Origin of the sequence: Gordonia sp. SID5947 (assembly GCF_009862785.1) — a bacterium.
In the GTDB taxonomy this organism is placed as follows: domain Bacteria; phylum Actinomycetota; class Actinomycetes; order Mycobacteriales; family Mycobacteriaceae; genus Gordonia.
Genome location: NZ_WWHU01000001.1, coordinates 982,767 through 1,001,272, shown reverse-complemented (window position 1 = coordinate 1,001,272; position 18,506 = coordinate 982,767). Strand labels below are relative to the sequence as shown.

At 67.2% G+C, this 18,506-nt stretch carries 15 protein-coding genes, 1 tRNA gene and 2 pseudogenes; 10 read left to right on the top strand and 8 right to left on the bottom strand.

Annotated features, from left to right (window positions below; genetic code table 11):
• Positions 1-14 precede the first annotated feature (14 nt).
• The gene (locus GTV32_RS04650; protein ID WP_161059134.1) at positions 15-1,073 is read right to left on the bottom strand and encodes a nucleoside hydrolase; all 1,059 of its coding nucleotides are present in this window, start codon (positions 1,071-1,073) and stop codon (positions 15-17) included.
• 108 nt (positions 1,074-1,181) lie between these two features.
• On the opposite strand from GTV32_RS04650, the gene GTV32_RS04645 reads away from it, so the two are divergent.
• Positions 1,182-2,117, top strand: coding sequence for a mechanosensitive ion channel family protein (locus GTV32_RS04645; RefSeq protein ID WP_161059133.1), 936 nt, complete (start codon positions 1,182-1,184; stop codon positions 2,115-2,117).
• Positions 2,118-2,142: 25 nt separating this feature from the next.
• Here GTV32_RS04645 and GTV32_RS04640 read toward each other — a convergent pair whose 3' ends face one another.
• The 3 genes from GTV32_RS04640 to GTV32_RS04630 all read right to left on the bottom strand — a co-directional run bounded on the left by GTV32_RS04640 (position 2,143) and on the right by GTV32_RS04630 (position 3,943).
• Complete coding sequence (locus tag GTV32_RS04640) at positions 2,143-3,288, bottom strand: thiolase family protein (RefSeq protein ID WP_161059132.1); 1,146 nt, start codon at positions 3,286-3,288, stop codon at positions 2,143-2,145.
• Positions 3,289-3,304: 16 nt separating this feature from the next.
• Positions 3,305-3,718 (bottom strand): OB-fold domain-containing protein, encoded by a 414-nt coding sequence (locus GTV32_RS04635; RefSeq protein ID WP_161062343.1) that lies wholly within the window; start codon positions 3,716-3,718, stop codon positions 3,305-3,307.
• 137 nt (positions 3,719-3,855) lie between these two features.
• Positions 3,856-3,943, bottom strand: a tRNA-Leu gene (locus tag GTV32_RS04630).
• A gap of 66 nt (positions 3,944-4,009) precedes the next feature.
• On the opposite strand from GTV32_RS04630, the gene GTV32_RS04625 reads away from it, so the two are divergent.
• Together GTV32_RS04625 and GTV32_RS04620 are read left to right on the top strand one after the other, a co-directional pair.
• Positions 4,010-5,356, top strand: coding sequence for a M20/M25/M40 family metallo-hydrolase (locus GTV32_RS04625; RefSeq protein ID WP_343287211.1), 1,347 nt, complete (start codon positions 4,010-4,012; stop codon positions 5,354-5,356).
• Between the two features lie 54 nt (positions 5,357-5,410).
• Positions 5,411-5,956 (top strand): YbhB/YbcL family Raf kinase inhibitor-like protein, encoded by a 546-nt coding sequence (locus GTV32_RS04620; RefSeq protein WP_161062341.1) that lies wholly within the window; start codon positions 5,411-5,413, stop codon positions 5,954-5,956.
• Between the two features lie 51 nt (positions 5,957-6,007).
• On the opposite strand, the gene GTV32_RS04615 is transcribed toward GTV32_RS04620, so the two are convergent.
• The 3 genes from GTV32_RS04615 to GTV32_RS04605 are packed head-to-tail and all read right to left on the bottom strand — an operon-like array spanning position 6,008 to position 8,549.
• On the bottom strand, positions 6,008-7,108 hold the full coding sequence (locus tag GTV32_RS04615) for a quinone-dependent dihydroorotate dehydrogenase (RefSeq protein ID WP_161059131.1): 1,101 nt from the start codon (positions 7,106-7,108) through the stop codon (positions 6,008-6,010).
• Positions 7,102-7,434 carry a DUF5703 family protein gene (locus GTV32_RS04610; protein WP_237421696.1) on the bottom strand — a complete coding sequence of 111 codons (333 nt, stop codon included), beginning with the start codon at positions 7,432-7,434 and terminating at the stop codon, positions 7,102-7,104. The genes GTV32_RS04615 and GTV32_RS04610 overlap by 7 nt, the downstream gene beginning before the upstream one ends.
• A 2-nt stretch (positions 7,435-7,436) precedes the next feature.
• Positions 7,437-8,549 carry a hypothetical protein gene (locus tag GTV32_RS04605; protein WP_161059130.1) on the bottom strand — a complete coding sequence of 371 codons (1,113 nt, stop codon included), beginning with the start codon at positions 8,547-8,549 and terminating at the stop codon, positions 7,437-7,439.
• Positions 8,550-8,689: 140 nt separating this feature from the next.
• Between GTV32_RS04605 and GTV32_RS04600 the strand changes: the two genes are divergently transcribed.
• From GTV32_RS04600 to GTV32_RS04575, 6 genes and pseudogenes are all read left to right on the top strand, one after another.
• Positions 8,690-9,517, top strand: a complete 828-nt coding sequence (locus tag GTV32_RS04600; protein ID WP_161059129.1) for an undecaprenyl-diphosphate phosphatase — start codon at positions 8,690-8,692, stop codon at positions 9,515-9,517.
• Positions 9,518-9,601: 84 nt separating this feature from the next.
• A pseudogene (locus tag GTV32_RS04595) lies at positions 9,602-10,242 on the top strand (MSMEG_4193 family putative phosphomutase); the annotation flags it as partial.
• Between the two features lie 165 nt (positions 10,243-10,407).
• Positions 10,408-11,100 carry a DUF3090 domain-containing protein gene (locus GTV32_RS04590; RefSeq protein WP_161062340.1) on the top strand — a complete coding sequence of 231 codons (693 nt, stop codon included), beginning with the start codon at positions 10,408-10,410 and terminating at the stop codon, positions 11,098-11,100.
• Position 11,101: 1 nt separating this feature from the next.
• Positions 11,102-12,016, top strand: a complete 915-nt coding sequence (locus GTV32_RS04585) for an SCO1664 family protein (RefSeq protein ID WP_343287210.1) — start codon at positions 11,102-11,104, stop codon at positions 12,014-12,016.
• A gap of 75 nt (positions 12,017-12,091) precedes the next feature.
• Positions 12,092-13,332: pseudogene (gene mshC / locus GTV32_RS04580) on the top strand (cysteine--1-D-myo-inosityl 2-amino-2-deoxy-alpha-D-glucopyranoside ligase).
• A 71-nt stretch (positions 13,333-13,403) separates the two neighbouring features.
• Positions 13,404-13,712, top strand: coding sequence for a hypothetical protein (locus GTV32_RS04575; RefSeq protein ID WP_161059128.1), 309 nt, complete (start codon positions 13,404-13,406; stop codon positions 13,710-13,712).
• A 197-nt stretch (positions 13,713-13,909) separates the two neighbouring features.
• Here GTV32_RS04575 and GTV32_RS04570 read toward each other — a convergent pair whose 3' ends face one another.
• Positions 13,910-14,809, bottom strand: coding sequence for a PAC2 family protein (locus tag GTV32_RS04570; protein ID WP_161059127.1), 900 nt, complete (start codon positions 14,807-14,809; stop codon positions 13,910-13,912).
• Positions 14,810-14,860: 51 nt separating this feature from the next.
• On the opposite strand from GTV32_RS04570, the gene metH reads away from it, so the two are divergent.
• Positions 14,861-18,472, top strand: coding sequence for a methionine synthase (gene metH / locus GTV32_RS04565; RefSeq protein WP_161059126.1), 3,612 nt, complete (start codon positions 14,861-14,863; stop codon positions 18,470-18,472).
• Positions 18,473-18,506: the final 34 nt, after the last annotated feature.

Below are 18,506 nucleotides of genomic sequence, written 5' to 3'. Positions count from 1 at the left end.
GGATGCGCAGGTGTTCACGCCCGGGTGACGCTCGGACTGCCCGAATTGCCCGATGCGGCAAACGATCTCGCCAGCGAACCGACCGTCTCGATCAGGTCGTCGAACACCGCGTCGACGTCGGTCGTGATGGCGATGCGAGCGTTGGGCGGCCCTGTCATGGATCGTTCGTCGGCAACGGTCATGCCTCGCGTGTGTCGCCCGATCAGCTCCACGTCGACGCGAGCCGGGATCGTCGTCACGATATCGGGCGCGAGTGCCACCATGGCCGCGAACGGATCGTGGAGATGTGCGATGTAGCCCTCGTCGTGGGCGTGGTGGAACTCGAGATAGAAGCGCACCGCATCCACGAGGTGCCGGATCAGCATGTTGTCGGATACCGATCGGAGGCCGGTCTCGTCGGTGGGGTCGGGGCACTCGACGGGGCTGCTGCCCGCCGTCGCGGCGAGGCGGACCAGATGGTCGGGTGTCATCGCCACCGACTCGGTGATGTCGAGGGAGCAGACGATGGGTGGTTCCGCGCCCTCGCGTCCGAACGCGTCGAACACCTCGGCAGCCGCCTCGGGGTCCACCGCGACGTTCCATTCCGATGTGGGTGTGGTGTTGCCGTGCACGTGGAACGCACCACCCATGATCACCAGGCGGGCCAGCCTCGACGGGAGGGCGGGATCTCGCCGGATCGCGGTTGCCAAGGAGGTCAGTGGACCGGTCACCAGGCCGATCAACTCTCCGGGGTGTGCCGCGGCCGCCGCGATCCAGGCGTCTGCGGCGTCGATCCTGCTGGCCGACAACGTGGTGGGTGGGAGTTCGGCGTAACCGACCCCGAGTGGACCGTGGGTGTTCTCGGTCGTCATCGGTTCGGCCGCGAGGGGTACCGGCGACCCGGTGTGCACGGGGATCTCGGCGCGTCCACACACCTCGAGCCACGCCAGGTTGTTGGTGGTGACCACGTCCACCGGCACGTTGCCGGCGGTCGAGGCTATCCCGACCAGCTCGACATCGCGGCGGGCCAGGAGATACAGGAGGGCGAGCGAGTCGTCGATGCCGGTGTCGCAATCGAAGATGAGACGGGTCACGGCTCCATTGTGGACCGCACCGTGAGATTCGCCGCACTGTGTGGTCGACGCCCCAGCTGACGGCGCTCACAACTGGACATGAGAGATCACATCCGTACGGTCGTGGGCATGACAGCTCAAACGCTCGCCTTCGAATGGACGGAGACAAATCGCGAGTGGATCATCGAGACGCCGATCCGCATCGTGACATACATCGTGATCGCGCTGATCGTGCGCTTCCTGCTGCACCGCGCGATCGATCGGGCCACCAGGCGGCCGAAGACCGACTCCGGCAACACGTCGCAGCGCAAGCCTGCTCTGCTGCGTCACCTGCGGGAGCGGACACCGGCGGCGGCGCGTAACCCCGCGGTCGCCGAGCGACGAGCACAACGAGCCAAGACGATCGGCTCGGTGATGAAGTCGACGGTCTCGATCATCCTGCTGGTGTGGGTGGTGCTGTCGATCCTGAGCGTCCTCGGAGTCAACATCGCTCCGTTCATCGCATCCGCCGGCGTGGTCGGACTTGCGATCGGTTTCGGCGCACAGAACCTGGTCAAAGACTTCGTGTCCGGCGTGTTCATGCTGCTCGAGGACCAGTACGGTGTCGGCGACATCGTCGACCTCGGGGAGGCCATCGGCGAGGTGGAGACCGTCGGCCTGCGCATCACCACGGTGCGCGATCTCGACGGCACGCTCTGGTACGTCCGCAACGGTGAGATCGCCCGCGTCGGCAACATGAGCCAGGAGTACGCAGTGGCACGTGTCGAGGTGCCGGTCGCGCTGAGCGCCGATCTCGACCGCGCTCAGGAAGTCGCACTCGAGGCGGCCAACGAGGTGCTGAAGGACGAGACGGTTGCCGTTGACGTCCTCGGTGTTCCCGAGATGCTCGGCATCCAGGAGGTCGCCCCCGACATGGTGGTCCTGCGCATGACCCTGAAGACCAAGCCGAACGCCCAGTGGTCGCTGCAGCGACGAATCCGTCTGGCGATCCTGCGCAGCTACGACGCGAACGACATCGAACTGCCGTACCGGAACGGCATGGCGGCCATCGCCACATCGCGGTGAGCCCCGCAGGATCCCGACAGAGCTGTCAGAGCGAGACGATCGTCGCCGACGCGGTACCCGGGGCGCCGTAGACCTGGGCCAGCCCGACCTTGGGTGAACCCGGTACCTGCCGGTCGCCGGCCTCCCCGCGTAGCTGGCGGACGAGTTCGTGCATCTGGCGAAGCCCGGACGCCCCGATCGGTTCGCCGTTGGCGATCAACCCGCCGTCGGTGTTGACCGGGATCGATCCGGTGATCTCGGTGGCACCGTCGGCGAGGAGCTGCTCCTGCTCCCCGTCCTTGCACAGCCCGGTCTCGGCCATGTGGATGATCTCGGCACCGGCGTCGGTGTCCTGCAGCTGGGCGATGTCGACGTCCTCGGGCCCGATTCCGGCCCGCTCGTAGGCCGCACGGGCGGCGTAGACCGTCGGCGACACGTCCTCCTCGATCGGCGCAGAGGTGGCGTGCACCTCGTAGGCGCCGTAACGGCGTGTGCGGATCTCACTGGCACGCAGGAACACCGGCTTGTCGGTGAACCTGTGCGCGATGTCGCCGCGGCACATGATCACGGCAGCCGCTCCCTCGTCCGGCGAACAGAACATGTACTGCGTGAGCGGATAGTTGACCATCGGCGAGTTCAGGATCTGATCGGCCGGGATCGGGCTGCGACGAAAGGCGTTCGGATTCCGTTCGCCGTTGCGGAAGTTCTTGGCCGCGACCTCGGCGAGGGTGGACTGCGAGATGTTGTGGTCGTGGATGTAGCGGTTGGCCTTCATCCCGAAGAACTTGGTGGTCAGGAACTGACCGTTCTGGGCGTACCACTGGGGGAGCGCCAGCTTCGCCGGGTTGTCGGTGAAAGCGCCGCGGGGGTGCTTGTCCATGCCCACCGCGATGCCGATGTCGTAGGTGCCCAGCCGGATGGTGTCGGCGGTCTGCGCGATGGCGCTCGCCGACGTGGCACACGCATTGAACACGTTGGTGAAGGTGATACCGGTCAAGCCCACCAGTCGGGTGACAGCGTCCGGATTCGAGATCTCGTAGCTGCCGCCGAAACCGAACTGGATGTCTTTCCACTCGACACCGGCATCGTCGAGTGCGAGGTGGATGGCCTCGGCGCCCATCTGCATGGCGGTCTTGTCGAACCGTCCGAAGGGATGGAGACCGACGCCGATGATGGCTACGTCGTTCGTCATGAGGTTCCTCTCTGGGTCAGGCCGGGGCGAAGGCGAAGGTGTAGATCTCGTCACCGTCGTCGTCGGTGGCGAACGGGATCATGGTGAGCTCGACGGCCTGCCCGAACTGCAGCTTTGCGGGGTCGTTCTCGGTGAGCCGTGCCTCCACGCGCACCACGTCGTCGAGTTGGACCAGACCGACGCCGAAGGGGACGAAGTCCTTGCCCGTGGCGCCGATGTACGGGGCGCCGGGAGGAAACCCCTGCACGGTCCACGCCACCAGCGTCCCGCTCCGTGGCAACCGCACGTCCGACGTGTCGCGCGAGCTGCATTTGGGGCAGGTGTCCTGAGCGGGAAATGCGGTGAACTCGCACGTGGCACAACGGGTGCCGATGAGCTGCGGATTCTGGTCGGGCCAAGTGGAGATCTCTGGCGCCAGCGCCTTGGGCATGTCGTTTCCTCCGACGTCGATGGCTATGGATTCTGCGTAAGCATAAGCCACGTTTCCAATAATGGAAATGCCATTCTCGTCATGGCGCCGGATGGGCACAAAAAAGAACCCCGGCCACCCGGCCGGGGTTCTGATTCTGTGTCCGAGGGGGACTTGAACCCCCACGCCCGTTAATAGGGCACTAGCACCTCAAGCTAGCGCGTCTGCCATTCCGCCACTCGGACCTCTCGTAGCGCGGGCATAACCCTAACCGAGGTTGCCCGTGTATCCCAAATCCCGTAGGAGTGAGGGGTGACTTCCCAGCCTGTGGCCGATCGCGCGGTCGATGAAGTGGTCGACATCGTGAGTAGCCTGATCCGGTTCGACACGACGAACACCGGCGAAGAGGAGACCACCAAAGGCGAAGAGGACTGCGCGAAGTGGGTTGCGCGGACGCTCGAGGAGGTCGGATACACGACACAGTATGTGGAGTCCGGCCGGCCCGGCCGGGGCAACGTCTTCGCCCGGCTCCCGGGTCCGGTGGACTCCGATCGCGGAGCATTGCTCGTCCACGGCCACCTCGACGTGGTCCCGGCGGAGCCCGCGGACTGGAGCGTGCACCCGTTCTCCGGAACCGTTTCCGACGGCTACATCTGGGGACGTGGCGCGGTCGACATGAAGGACATGGTCGGTATGGCGCTGGCGCTCGCACGCCAGTTCAAACGTGACGGAACAGTGCCGCCGCGCGAGATCGTGTTCGCCTTCCTCGCCGATGAGGAGGCGGGTGGGACATGGGGCTCCCACTGGTTGGTCCAGAATCGTCCCGACCTCTTCGAGAGTGTCACCGAGGCAGTGGGCGAGGTGGGCGGTTTCTCGCTCACCGTCGATCGTCCCGACGGTACGCAACGCCGCCTCTATCTCGTCGAGACCGCCGAGAAGGGGTTGTCGTGGATGCGTCTGACGGCGGACGCCACCGCGGGGCACGGCTCGTTCCTTCATTCCGACAACGCCGTCACGGAGGTCGCCGAAGCCGTTGCCCGCCTCGGCCGGCACACCTTCCCGCTGGTGATGACCGAATCCGTGAGTCAGTTCCTCGCCACGGTCTCCGACGAGACCGGACTGGATCTGCGGCCCGATGCCCCGGACCTCGACACGACATTGTTCAAGCTCGGCAATCTGGCGCGGATCATCGGCGCGACGCTTCGTGACACCGCGAACCCCACGATGCTCAAGGCGGGCTACAAAGCGAACGTGATCCCGCAGAAGGCGGAGGCCGTCGTCGACTGCCGCGTGCTGCCCGGCCGTCAGGACGCGTTCGAGAAGGAGGTCGACGAACTCATCGGCCCCAACGTGACCCGCGAGTGGATCACGCACCTCGATTCGTACGAGACGACGTTCGACGGCCATCTCGTCGACGCGATGAACGATGCGATCCTCGCGCACGACCCGCAGGGGACCACGGTTCCGTACATGCTCTCGGGCGGCACCGACGCGAAGGCGTTCGCCAAGCTCGGTATCCGCTGCTTCGGTTTCGCGCCGCTCCAACTCCCGCCCGATCTCGATTTCGCCGCGCTGTTCCACGGGGTGGACGAACGCGTACCGGTCGACGCGGTGGTGTTCGGAACCAAGGTCTTCGAGCACTTTCTGCTACACAGTTGATGTACTGGGGTCCGTAACGTCGGACCTGTCCTGCGCTGACCCGAGAAAGGTGTTCTGATGCCGTTCAACCCGTACGATCCGCTACCCACACTGCCCGGCTTCGCCCTGACGTCGGAGAGCATCGCCGACGGCGGTTCGCTTCGCAACGAGCAGGTGAGCGGGATCATGGGCGCCGGTGGCGAAGATCTGTCGCCGGACCTGACCTGGTCCGGATTTCCTTCGGAGACCAAGAGTTTCGCGGTCACCGTATACGACCCGGATGCACCGACGGCGTCGGGATTCTGGCACTGGGCGGTCGCCGACATCCCGGTGTCGGTGACCTCGCTTCCGGCCGGCGCCGGCGACGACACCGGCAGCGGGCTGCCGTCCGGCGCCGTGACCCTGGCCAACGACGCCGGGCAGAAGCGGTTCATCGGGGCGGCGCCGCCGCCCGGTCACGGTCCGCACCGTTACTTCGTCGTGGTGCACGCCGTCGACGTCGAGTCGCTCGGGCTGCCGGACGGCGCGACGCCCGCCTACCTCGGGTTCAATCTGTTCTCGCACGCGATCGCCCGCGCGACCATCGCCGGCACGTACGAGCAGGCGTCCGAGGACGTCTGAGGCCCCGACCCGCCGGTGGCCCTGGCATACGCGGACGTGCGCGTGTCAGGGCTACGAGGCGGCGGAGCCCACCGCGTCGGCCAGGCAGGCAAAACCTTCCGCGCGCACTCGTTCGGCGATGCCGTCATGTATCTGCTTGACCCACAACGGTCCGCCGTAGATGAATCCCGTATAGCCCTGCAGGAGATCGGCGCCTGAGATGATGCGCTCCCAGGCCTGGTCGACGGTCTCGATCCCGCCGACGCTGACGAGTGCGACCCGCCCGCCGACGCGTGCGTGGAGTCGTCGCAGAACGGCCAGTGAACGATCGGCGAGCGGGGCGCCCGACAGACCGCCCGCGCCCAGCGCGGCGACATCGTGGGCAGGGGTCCGCAGACCCGCGCGTTCGATGGTCGTGTTGGTCGCCACGATCCCGGCGAGCCCGAGTTCGACGGCAAGATCGGCCACGGCGTCGATGTCCGCGTCGGCGAGATCGGGGGCGATCTTCACCAGCACCGGAACGGTGACCTCGTCGCGCACCGCCGTCAGGATCGGTCGCAACGAGTCGACGGCCTGGAGGTCACGGAGGCCCGGGGTGTTGGGTGAGCTCACGTTGACCACCACGAAGTCGGCGAGCGGTCCGAGTGCGCGGGCGCTGACCCGGTAGTCGTCGACGGCATCCTCGACCGGTACGACCTTCGTCTTGCCGATGTTCGCCCCGATCGGGATGCTCACCGGTCCGGGTCGCAATCCCGCGAGATGCCGGGCGGCCGCATCGGATCCCGGGTTGTTGAACCCCATCCGGTTGACGAGTGCGCGGTCGGCGGGCAGTCGGAAGAGCCGCGGGGCGGGATTGCCGGGCTGGGCCTGTCCGGTGATGGTCCCGATCTCGGCGTAGCCGAATCCGAGCTGCCCCCAGGCGTTCACCGCCGACGCGCTCTTGTCGAATCCGGCGGCCAGGCCGAGGGGCGCGGGGAAGTCGACACCGAAGACCCGTTGCCGGAGTACCGGGTCGTCGGTGGCCAACAACCGTGCGGCCGCCTGGCGCAGGAGCGGGGTCCGGCCCACGACGGCGATGGCGCGGAAGGCGATCGCGTGGATGCGCTCCGGCGAGAGCCGGAACATCAGGCGCAACAGGATCGGGTAGATCACCCCGTTGATCCGGCTCAACACGCGGTGGCCCCCTCGTCGGGGTAAGCGGGGCGGACGAGACCGTCGTCGGCCGGGCGGGGACGCGGCGGCTTCTTGCGGCGTAGCAGCACTTTTCGCGTCCCGTCGGAGTAGAGGCGGACCCGCTTCAGTTCCCACCCACCGAACTCGGCCTCGATCGACAACCGCATCGACGCACTGATCCTGGTCACGTCGGGAGGCAGGCTGAGGAGCACACACTCGTGGGTGTCCGAGCTCACCTCCCATCCGCGGGGATGGCGGGATCCGTGCCGCGACGATGCGCGACCGTGGCGAGGTGCGCGACCGCCGGCGCTCTGGCTAGACGACATGGTCACCGGCCCGACGGAGCAACCGGAAGGACTCCGCGCTGGCGGTAGTCGCGCGGGACGATCTGCAGACCGCCGCGGGCCGACAGCACGTACACGGTGCCGGACCGGTCGTCGACGGCGATGCTGTCCGGTTGGGCCACAGCCGGGAACCGATGTCTCTCCGCTGGTTCGCCACCGGACAGGTCATAGGCCACCACCTCGTTGTTCGCGGTCGTCGACATCCACACCAGGTTGTGGGTGTCGTCGTAGTCTACGGCGAACGGACCGTCCGCCACAGGATACCGGAATCGCATGACCAGCGGCGAGCCGAAGAAGCCGATGAGTTCGTCATCACGCGTGTTGGTCACCAGCACACGCCCGTAGCGGTCGACGGTGGAGTTGGTCGCGCCGTTGCCCGCTCGCAACGCGGGGCCGAGGTCTCCGTCGGACAGGGTGACCGGGGTGACCGACGACTGCGCACGATCGAGGACGACGACCTGTTCCTCGGCGAGGTCGGCGCCGGGCGGCGACACGGTGATCTGATCGACGCGGATGAACTTGTCGATGACCCGGCCGGGTCTCAGGTCGCGATCGAACACCAGCAGCCGGCCATCGGCGGTGCCGACGAGCACCTGACCGGATGCGGTGCGGGCCACCGCGGTTGGATCGGCGGCCGAGATCGGGGTGGTGGTCACCGCACCATCGGCGGCAACGCGTGCGATGACGTCCGGCCCGACGCCGAGAAACGATCCACCCCCGTCACCCACGATGCGGGTCAGCGGAGGTGTCGTCGAACGCTGCGGGGCACCGGTGATCTGGTCGACGTCGTACCGCAGGACCGTGGTCCCGGCGGGATCCAGCACGGCGAGGCGGCCCGAGTCGATGGCCAGCCCACGGCTGTTCGCCGGTGTCGGCACCACCACGCCGGCAGGCGCGGCAGCCGGGCCGGGCGGAGATTGTGCTGCGGTCGCCGGTGTGACGGTCGGCACGTCCGGGGTCGAAGACGTGTCGCCGGAGGATCCACACCCCGCGACGAGCACGACGGTGGCGATCCCGACGCCGACGGCGGCCAGTGGCCGGGACCCGCGCACCGCGGCGAACAGGGTGGTGGGGCGCGGCGATCTGGGCACGTGCATGTCACCATCTTGCGTCACGACACCGATCCGGGACGCGTCGGGTCGCGACCGCGGGACGCGTCGGATCTGCGTCGGATGCCGGGAAACGCCGATGTGCGTGATGCGGTGCCGTAGCGGGTTTCCACGTAGCATCTCGGGCCGTGACTGACACCATGACGTGGACCCAGTCGATCGTGCTCGGCGCGCTCCAGGGTCTCACCGAGTTCCTGCCGATCTCGTCGTCGGGCCATCTGCGAATCGCCTCGGAGATCATGTTCGGAGGAGATGCCGGAGCTTCGTTCACCGCGGTCACACAACTCGGGACCGAAGCCGCTGTGCTCGTCTACTTCGCGCGTGACATCGTGCGGATCGTGGCGGCGTGGTTTCGCGGCCTGACCGACCGGGAGGCACGCGGCCTCGATTACCGCATCGGCTGGTATGTGATCTTCGCGACCATCCCGATCGGTGTCCTCGGCTTTCTTTTCAAGGACCAGATCCGGACCTCCGGGCGAAATCTCTGGCTGGTCGCGACGGTGCTGATCGTGTTCGCCGGTGTCATCTGGCTCGCCGAGCGGTACGGCCGCAAAGAACGCTCGATGGAGCAACTGACGTTGCGTGACGGCGTGGTGATGGGTCTGGCGCAGTGTCTGGCGCTGGTTCCCGGGGTCTCGCGTTCGGGCGCTACCGCCAGTGCCGGACTCTTCCTGGGACTCGAGCGCGAGGCGGCGTTTCGCTTCTCGTTCCTGCTCGCCATCCCGGCGGTGACCGCGTCCGGTCTGTTCAGCCTCCCCGATGCCTTCGATCCCAGCGGCGAGGGCATGGAGGCCTCCGGTCCGCAGCTGCTGGTCGCGACCCTCATCGCCTTCGTGATCGGCTATGCGTCGATTGCCTGGCTGCTGCGCTTCGTCAGCGCGCACTCGATGAACTGGTTCGGCGCGTACCGCGTGATCCTGGGCCTCACCGTGCTGGGCCTGCTTGCCGGGGAGTGATCAGCGCCACGTGACGCCGCCATCGCGCACCCACGCGGGGCCGGCGAGGCGTTCGGTGCGGGTGGCTGCGCCTATGGTTGAGACATGACCGTGATTCTGGTGCGACACGGACGTTCCACGGCCAACACCTCGGGGGTGCTCGCCGGCCGGACGCCCGGGGTGTCACTCGACGACAAAGGACGAGAACAGGCCGCGGCCCTGATCGACCGGCTCGGGGTGTGCATGAGCGAGATCGCCGCGGTCGCGCGTTCCCCGTTGGATCGCTGCGCGCAGACCGTCGCCCCGCTGATCGCGGCGTTCGACGCCGATACCGAACGCGACGTCCCGGAACTCGTGGTGGATGCGCTCGCGGAGGTGGACTACGGGGAGTGGACGAATCGTCCCCTCAAGGAGCTGGTCTCCGAACCACTCTGGAAGACGGTGCAACAGCACCCGTCTGCGGCGGTATTCCCGGTGGGGAGGGGTTGGCGGGCGTCCAGGCGCGCGCTGTCGCGGCGATTCGCGACCTCGACCGGGTGCACGGTGGCGAGGACGGCAGCGGGGTCTGGGTGGCATGTTCACACGGCGACGTGATCAAGGCGGTCATCGCCGACGCGATGGGAATGCATCTCGATTCGTTCCAGCGCATCGTCGTCGAACCAGCGTCGATCAGCGTCATCCGGTACGGTCCGACCCGCCCGTATGTGCACACCGTCAACAGCACGGCCGTCCTCTCGGTGCCGGTGCCACACCGCGAGAAGTCCGCAACGGGTGACGGATCCGCCGACGACGCCGCAGGTGAGGACGCTGTGCTGGGAGGTGCGACCGGCATCGACGGACGCGATCGTGGCGACAAGGCTGCGGTCACCCCCTCGCACGCGGATAATGGACCAACAAGCCAAGGAGGTGTGATGTCTCGCGCGATACACGTGTTCCGGACCCCGGATCGGTTCGTCGCCGGCACGGTCGGGCAGCCGGGCGACCGAACGTTCTACCTCCAGGCCGTGCACGAGACGCGGATTGTCAGCGTCATGCTGGAGAAGCAGCAGGTGGCGATCCTCGCCGACCGCATCGGTGCGCTGCTCGACGAGATCCACCGCAGATTCGGGACGGACATCCCTCCGGAGAGTGACCATGTCGGCGATCTCAGCCCGCTGGTGATGCCGGTCGACGCGGAGTTCCGGGTCGGCACGATGGGCCTCGGCTGGGACGCCGAGTCCGAGGCAGTGGTGGTGGAGTTGCTCGCGATCACCGAGGGAGAGTTCGACGAGAGTGTCGTCCTCGACGACACCGACGAAGGGCCCGACGCGGTGCGTGTGTTCCTCACCACCGAGGCGGCCCGCGAGTTCGCCGCACGCTCGTCGCGGGTGATCTCGGCGGGACGACAGCCCTGCCCGCTCTGCCACGAACCGCTCGATCCCGACGGTCACCTGTGCGTCCGGACCAACGGTTACAAGCGCGACGCCGAACTCAGCAAGTCGTTGGACTTCGTCGATCCCGAGGTGTTCCGGAACCTGACGATCCAGGACGAGGCGGGGTATCTCGACGTGGACCCGACCGATCCGGACGACGACTCCGATCCCGGTCCGAACCCGCAGGACTGATGTGAGCGTCGGAGAACCTTCCGTGCCCGGCCCCGAGACGCCCGGGCCTTCCGAGCACCGGCACGCTCCCCGGGAGGTCGAAGCCGAGACAGAGGCACTCCGCAGCGGCGAGCTGGTGATCATCGGACGCATCCCGTCGGCGAGCAATGCGACGCTGGTCTGCGACGCCGTCCTCGGGGACATCGAGGTGCGCTGCGTCTACAAGCCGGTACGTGGCGAGGTGCCGCTGTGGGACTTTCCCGACGGCACGCTCGCCGGTCGCGAGGTGTCGTCGTTTCTGGTGTCGGAGGCGCTGGGCTGGTCGGTCATCCCGACCACGATCCATCGCGACGGGCCGTTGGGCCCGGGCATGGTGCAGCGGTGGGTGGTGACCGCCGAGAACGACGAGCCGCCGTCGAGGGTGGGTGCCGTCGCCGACCTCCCGACACCGCGGGTCGACCTCGTCGACCTCTGTCCGGCCGACACGGTGCCGTCCGGCTACAAGGCGATCCTGCGGGCGCTCGACGGTTTCGGGGAGCCGGTCGTCCTCGTCCACGCCGACGACCCGCGTCTGCAGCGCATGGCAGTCCTCGACATCGTGCTGAACAATGCCGACCGGAAGGGCGGACACGTCCTCGAAGGCCTCGACGGCGGGGTCTACGGGGTCGACCACGGGATCTGCCTGCACACCGACGACAAGCTGCGCACCGTCCTCTGGGGATGGGCGGGCGAACCGATCCCCGCCCATCTGCTGGCCGACCTCGCCGAGCTCGTCGAACATCTGACCTCGACAGACCATCCGCTCGCCACCGAGCTCGCCGGCCACATCACCGACGACGAGATCCTCGCGATGGCGGTCCGGGCCGGTGAACTCGTCGCGCATGAGACGATGCCGCACCCGCCAGGCCACCGGCCGATTCCGTGGCCGCCGTTCTGACCGGGAACGGGGGCCACGCGGCCGGGCAGACCATCCCGGCGGGGCGCCCGGCGAGCCGGGCAATACAGTGGACACATGCAGTCATGGCCTGACCCCGCCCTTCCGGCCGTGCCGGGCACCGGGCCGGCACTCCGCCTCTATGACACCTCCGACGCACAGGTTCGGCCGGTCAGTCCGGGTGAGACCGCGACGATGTACGTCTGCGGGATCACCCCCTACGACGCGACCCACCTGGGGCACGCCGCCACCTACGTGACATTCGATCTGGTGAACCGCGTGCTGCGCGATCTCGGCCACGACGTGCATTACGTGCAGAACGTGACCGACGTCGACGATCCGCTCTTCGAGCGTGCCGAACGCGACGGGATCGACTGGCAGGACCTCGGTGCGCGCGAGACCCAGCTGTTCCGCGACGACATGACCGCGCTGCGCGTGCTCCCGCCCCGTGACTACATCGGCGCCATCGAATCGGTCGACGAGGTCATCGAGGTGGTCGGCAAGCTGTTGGCCTCGGGCGCGGCATATGTCGTCGATGACGTCGAGTACCCCGACGTGTACTTCCGCACGGACGCGACCGAGCAGTTCGGCTACGAATCCGGGTACGACCGCGCGACGATGGAGAAGTTCTTCGCCGAGCGCGGCGGTGATCCCGATCGAGCCGGGAAACGGGATCCGCTCGATGCGCTGTTGTGGCGCGCCGCGCGGCCGGGGGAGCCGTCGTGGGAGTCGCCGCAGGGGCCGGGTCGGCCCGGATGGCACATCGAGTGCTCGGCGATCGCACTGAACCGCCTCGGCGTCGAGTTCGACATCCAGGGCGGCGGCAACGATCTCATCTTCCCCATCACGAGTTCTCGGCCGCTCATGGCGAGGCACTCACCGATTCGCGACGTTTCGCCCGCCACTACGTGCACACCGGCATGGTCGGCCTCGACGGCGAGAAGATGTCGAAGAGCCGCGGCAATCTCGTGTTCGTCTCCGGTCTGCGACGTGACGGTGTGGATCCGGCCGCGATCCGGCTTGCCCTGCTCGCCGATCACTATCGAGCGGACCGGATGTGGACCGACGCGGTTCTCGACGCGGCCCGTGAGCGTCTGCAGCGTTGGCGCACCGCGACATCGGCACCAGCGGGGCCGGATGCCGCACCCGTGATCGCGCGTGTCCGTCAGCACCTGGCCGACGATCTCGATACGCCGAAGGCGCTGGCCGCGGTCGACGCATGGTGTCGCGATGTGGCGGAGGGGATCGGAGCGTCTGCCGGTGCGCCCGCCGAGATCGAGCAGGCCGTCGACGCGCTGCTCGGCGTCGCGCTGTCGTAGCATCGCGCGTCGGCGCCACACCAGCCCGATGTCGTCGCGAACGCCGGAATCCGGGTGGGTACAGTTCTTTCGTGGCACGCGCTCAGCAAATCGATCCCGACACCACTGCCGGGGTGTGGACGGTGGTGACCCGCACATCCACCTACCTGCTCGACTTCGACGACATGACGTTGCTCCGGGCGCCAGGGGTCGGTGGCACGGACAGCGACGAGTGGGCCGTCAGCCGGCTGCGTCGTGACTCCGAGGACATCCCGCTTCTCGGTGTGAAATCCTGCCGCATCGGCGAATCCGCGCAGTTCTGGGTGCGGGCCGCCGACGACCCGGACGTACGCACCTGGCGGATCACCACGCCGGTCGTGTCCATCGAGAGGATCGGCTGACAGGGCTGTCGGGTCTCGATACGCCACTCACTTCGTTCGCGGCTACTCGACCGGCAGAAGGCATCCGCCCTCACGATCGTTCGCGGCCACTCGACCGGCAGAAGGCATCCGCCCTCACGATCGTTCGCGAGTACTCGACCGGTCCGTCGGTCGAGTAGCCGACGAGCGCAGCGAGGAGGTGTATCGAGACCCCCCGCTCAGCTCCCGAACGACCCCTGACCGCGTCCCGTCCCGCCCGGTCCACGGCGCTTGAGGTACCGCTCGAACTCGGCGGCCAGGGCATCCCCGTCGATCTTGGCCATCACGTCGTCGGCCTCGAGTTCGGCGTCACCGCGCTCTTCCAGCCCGCGGACGTAGTCGGCGATCTCCTCGTCGTCCTCGGTCATCTCGGTGACCGCGCGTTCCCACTCCTCTGCCTGCTCGGGCAACGTCGCAAGCGGTACCTCCACGTCGAGCACCTCCTCGACACGGTTCAGCAGCGCCACCGTCGCCTTCGGGTTCGGGGGAGTCGAGACGTAGTGGGGGACCGCGGCCCAGAACGACACGGCCGGCAGCCCAGCCTGGACGAACAGATCCTGGAGAACCCCGGTGATCCCGGTCGGACCCTCGTAGCGGCTCTCGGCGAGGTTGAACTGCGCTGCGGACTCGCTGCTGTACGCCGTGCCGGTCACCGGGACCGGCCGCGTGTGTGGCGTGTCGGCGAGGAGCGCACCGAGCATGACGGTCGTCTCCACGTCCAGCGCACGCGCAAGGTCCACGATCTCGGCGCAGAACGCCCGCCAGCGCATGTTCGGCTCGATGCCGCGAACAAGTACGATGTCACGGTCCGCACCTTGGGGGGTGCAATAGGAAATGGACGTGGTGGGCCAGTCGATCCGTCGGGTGACCCCGTCGATCTGCTTGACCGTGGGTCGGTTCACCTGGAAGTCGTAGTAGTCGTCGGAGTCGATGTCGACCAGCGGAACGGCATCCCAGGTGAGTGCCAGATGCTCGATCGCGCTGCTGGCAGCGTCCCCCGCGTCGTTCCACCCCTCGAAGGCGGCCAACAGGATGGGCTTGCGCAGCTGGGGAAGGTTCGACCTCTGCTCAGCGTTCACTGAACCAGCCTACGACCGAACCCCGAGAGAGGGCGAACTACGCTGACAACCATGTCGACCCGCACCAATGACCCGGCCGCCTACGACACGACATTCCTCACGGCGATGTCGCGTCGAGTGCTGATCGGCGACGGGGCCATGGGCACCATGCTGCAGGCCGCCGATCTCACACTCGACGACTTCAACGGTCTCGAGGGCTGCAACGAGATCCTCAACGACACCCGCCCCGATGTCCTGGCCGCCATCCACCGTGCCTATTTCGAGGCCGGCGCGGACGCCGTCGAGACCAACACGTTCGGCTGCAACCTCTCGAACCTCGGTGACTACGACATCGCCGACCGCATCCGCGAACTGTCGTACAAAGGCACGGGCATCGCCAGGGGCGTGGCCGACGAGATGGGGCCGTCGGCCGACGGGACGGCGCGATTCGTGCTCGGCTCGATCGGACCGGGCACCAAACTGCCCAGCCTCGGCCACACGACCTTCGCGGTGATCCGCGACGCCTACTACGAGTGCGTCGCCGGCATGCTCGACGGCGGTGCGGATGCCATCCTGGTGGAGACCTCGCAAGATCTCCTGCAGGTGAAGGCCGCGATCGTGGCGGCCCGCCGCGCCATGAACGATCTCGGACGGTCGATCCCGATCATCAGCCACGTGACCGTGGAGACCACCGGCACCATGTTGCTCGGCTCGGAGATCGGTGCGGCACTCACGGCCATCGAGCCGCTCGGCGTCGACATGATCGGGTTGAACTGCGCGACCGGACCCGCCGAGATGAGCGAACACCTCCGGTACCTGTCGAAGCACGCACGGATTCCTGTGTCGGTCATGCCGAATGCCGGACTGCCGGTGCTGGGTGCCAACGGTGCGGAGTACCCCCTGCAGCCTGACGAGTTGGCCACCGCCCTGGGAGATTTCGTCTCCGACTTCGGACTGGCATTCGTGGGCGGCTGCTGCGGGACCACACCCGAACACATCCGGCAGGTCGCCGAACGCGTGTCCGAGGTGACCGCGGCACACCGCGAGCCGGAGCACATCGCGGAGACGTCGTCGCTCTACAGTGCGGTGCCCTTCGACCAGGACGCGAGCTTCCTGGTCATCGGTGAGCGGACCAACACCAACGGCTCCAAGGCATTTCGTGAGGCGATGATCGCCGAGGACTACCAGAAGTGCCTCGACATCGCCAAGGATCAGACGCGCGACGGCGCGCACATGCTCGACCTCAACGTCGATTACGTGGGTCGCGACGGCGCCGTCGACATGACCGCACTGGCGAGCCGATTCGCCACGTCATCGACGCTGCCGATCATGCTCGACTCCACCGAGCCTGCCGTCATCAAGGCCGGTTTGGAGGCACTCGGCGGACGCTGTGCGGTCAACTCGGTCAACTATGAGGACGGCGACGGACCCGACTCGCGGTTCACCCGCATCATGCAGCTCGTCGTGGAGCACGGTGCCGCCGTCGTGGCGCTGACCATCGACGAGGAAGGGCAGGCGCGGACCGCGGACTGGAAGGTCCGGATCGCGGAACGGTTGATCACAGACATCACCGAGAACTGGGGTCTGTCCGAGGAGGACATCATCATCGATGCCCTCACCTTCCCGATCTCGACAGGGCAGGAAGAGGTTCGGCGCGACGGCATCGAGACCATCGAAGCCATCCGCCGGTTGCACGAGGCTCACCCCGACGTGCACTTCACGCTGGGTATCTCCAACATTTCCTTCGGCCTGAATCCGGCTGCTCGGCAGGTGCTGAACTCGGTGTTCCTGCACGAATGTGTGCAGGCCGGCCTCGACACCGCGATCGTCCATGCGTCGAAGATCCTGCCGATGGCGCGGATCCCGGAGGAGCATCGCGAGGTCGCACTCGATCTCGTCTACGACCGTCGGCGGCCGAGCGGGGCGAGGGGGGACGACGACCCGGGTTACGACCCGCTGCAGAAGCTGATGCAGCTGTTCGAAGGGGTGTCGGCGGCGTCGGCGCGCGAATCCCGTGCGGCCGAGCTCGCGAAACTCCCGTTGTTCGATCGTCTGGAGCGACGCATCGTCGACGGTGAGCGCAACGGCCTCGAGGAGGACCTGGACGCGGCGATGACCGAGAAGCCGCCGCTGGAGATCATCAACGAGACGTTGCTCTCGGGCATGAAGACCGTCGGCGAGCTCTTCGGTTCGGGACAGATGCAGCTTCCGTTCGTGCTGCAGTCTGCCGAGGTGATGAAAACCGCTGTCGCGCATCTGGAACCACACATGGAAGCCACCGGCGAGGACGGCAAGGGCCGCATCGTGCTGGCGACGGTCAAGGGTGACGTCCACGACATCGGTAAGAATCTCGTCGACATCATCCTGTCCAACAACGGGTACGAGGTGGTCAACCTCGGTATCAAGCAACCGATCAACACCATCCTCGAGGCCGCCGAGGACAAGCGGGCCGACGTCATCGGCATGTCGGGACTGCTCGTCAAATCGACTGTGGTGATGAAGGAGAACCTCGAGGAGATCAATTCGCGCGGAGTGGCGTCCAGCTTCCCGGTGTTGCTCGGTGGTGCTGCACTCACCCGGACTTATGTCGAGAACGATCTGTCCGAGACGTACGACGGTGATGTCCACTACGCGCGCGACGCTTTCGAAGGTCTGCGACTGATGGACGAGATCATGGCGACCAAACGGGGTGAGGGGCCGGATCCGAACAGCCCGGAGGCGATTGCCGCACGGAAGAAGGTCGAGGAGCGCAAGGCGCGGCACGAACGCTCACGCCGGATCGCCGAGAAGCGCAAGGCCGCCGAGACCCCCGTCGAGGTCCCGGCGCGATCGGATGTGGCCGCCGACAACGCGATCCCGTCGCCGCCGTTCTGGGGGACGCGCATCGTCAAGGGTGTGCCGGTGGCCGACTATCTCCAGCTCCTCGACGAACGCGCGCTGTTCCTCGGGCAGTGGGGCCTGCGCGGCGTCCGCGGGGGAGAAGGACCGTCGTACGAGGAGCTCGTCGAGTCCGAGGGCCGCCCGCGACTGCGCTATTGGATCGATCGCCTCGCGACCGAGGGCATCCTGGCGCATGTCGCCGTCGTCTACGGCTATTTCCCGGCGGTCAGCGAGGGCGACACGGTCCATGTCCTCGCCGAGCCGCGGCCGGATGCCGAGGTCCGCCACAGTTTCGACTTCCCACGCCAGCAGAGGTCCCGATTCCTCTGTGTCGCCGACTTCATCATGTCGCGCGAGCAGGCGCAGGCCGCCGGCACGGTGGACGTGCTCCCGTTCCAGCTGGTCACCATGGGCCAGCCGATCGCGGACTTCGCGAACAAGCTGTTCGCAGAGGACGCCTACCGCGATTATCTCGAGGTGCACGGCATCGGCGTCCAGCTGACCGAAGCGCTGGCGGAGTACTGGCACCAGCGCGTGCGAAGTGAGTTGACGGTCGCGGGAACGTCGTTCGCCGGAGAGGACCCCGAGAACGCGCAGGGCTTCTTCGACCTCGAATACCGCGGCGCGCGCTTCTCGTTCGGCTACGGCGCATGCCCGGATCTCGACGATCGCGCCAAGATGATGGAGTTGCTCGAGCCGGAGCGGATCGGTGTGGTGCTGTCGGAGGAACTGCAGCTGCATCCCGAGCAGTCGACCGATGCGTTCGTGCTGCATCACCCGGAGGCCAAGTACTTCAACACATGATCTGATCATCGCCGATCTCCGCCCGCCCAGGTGA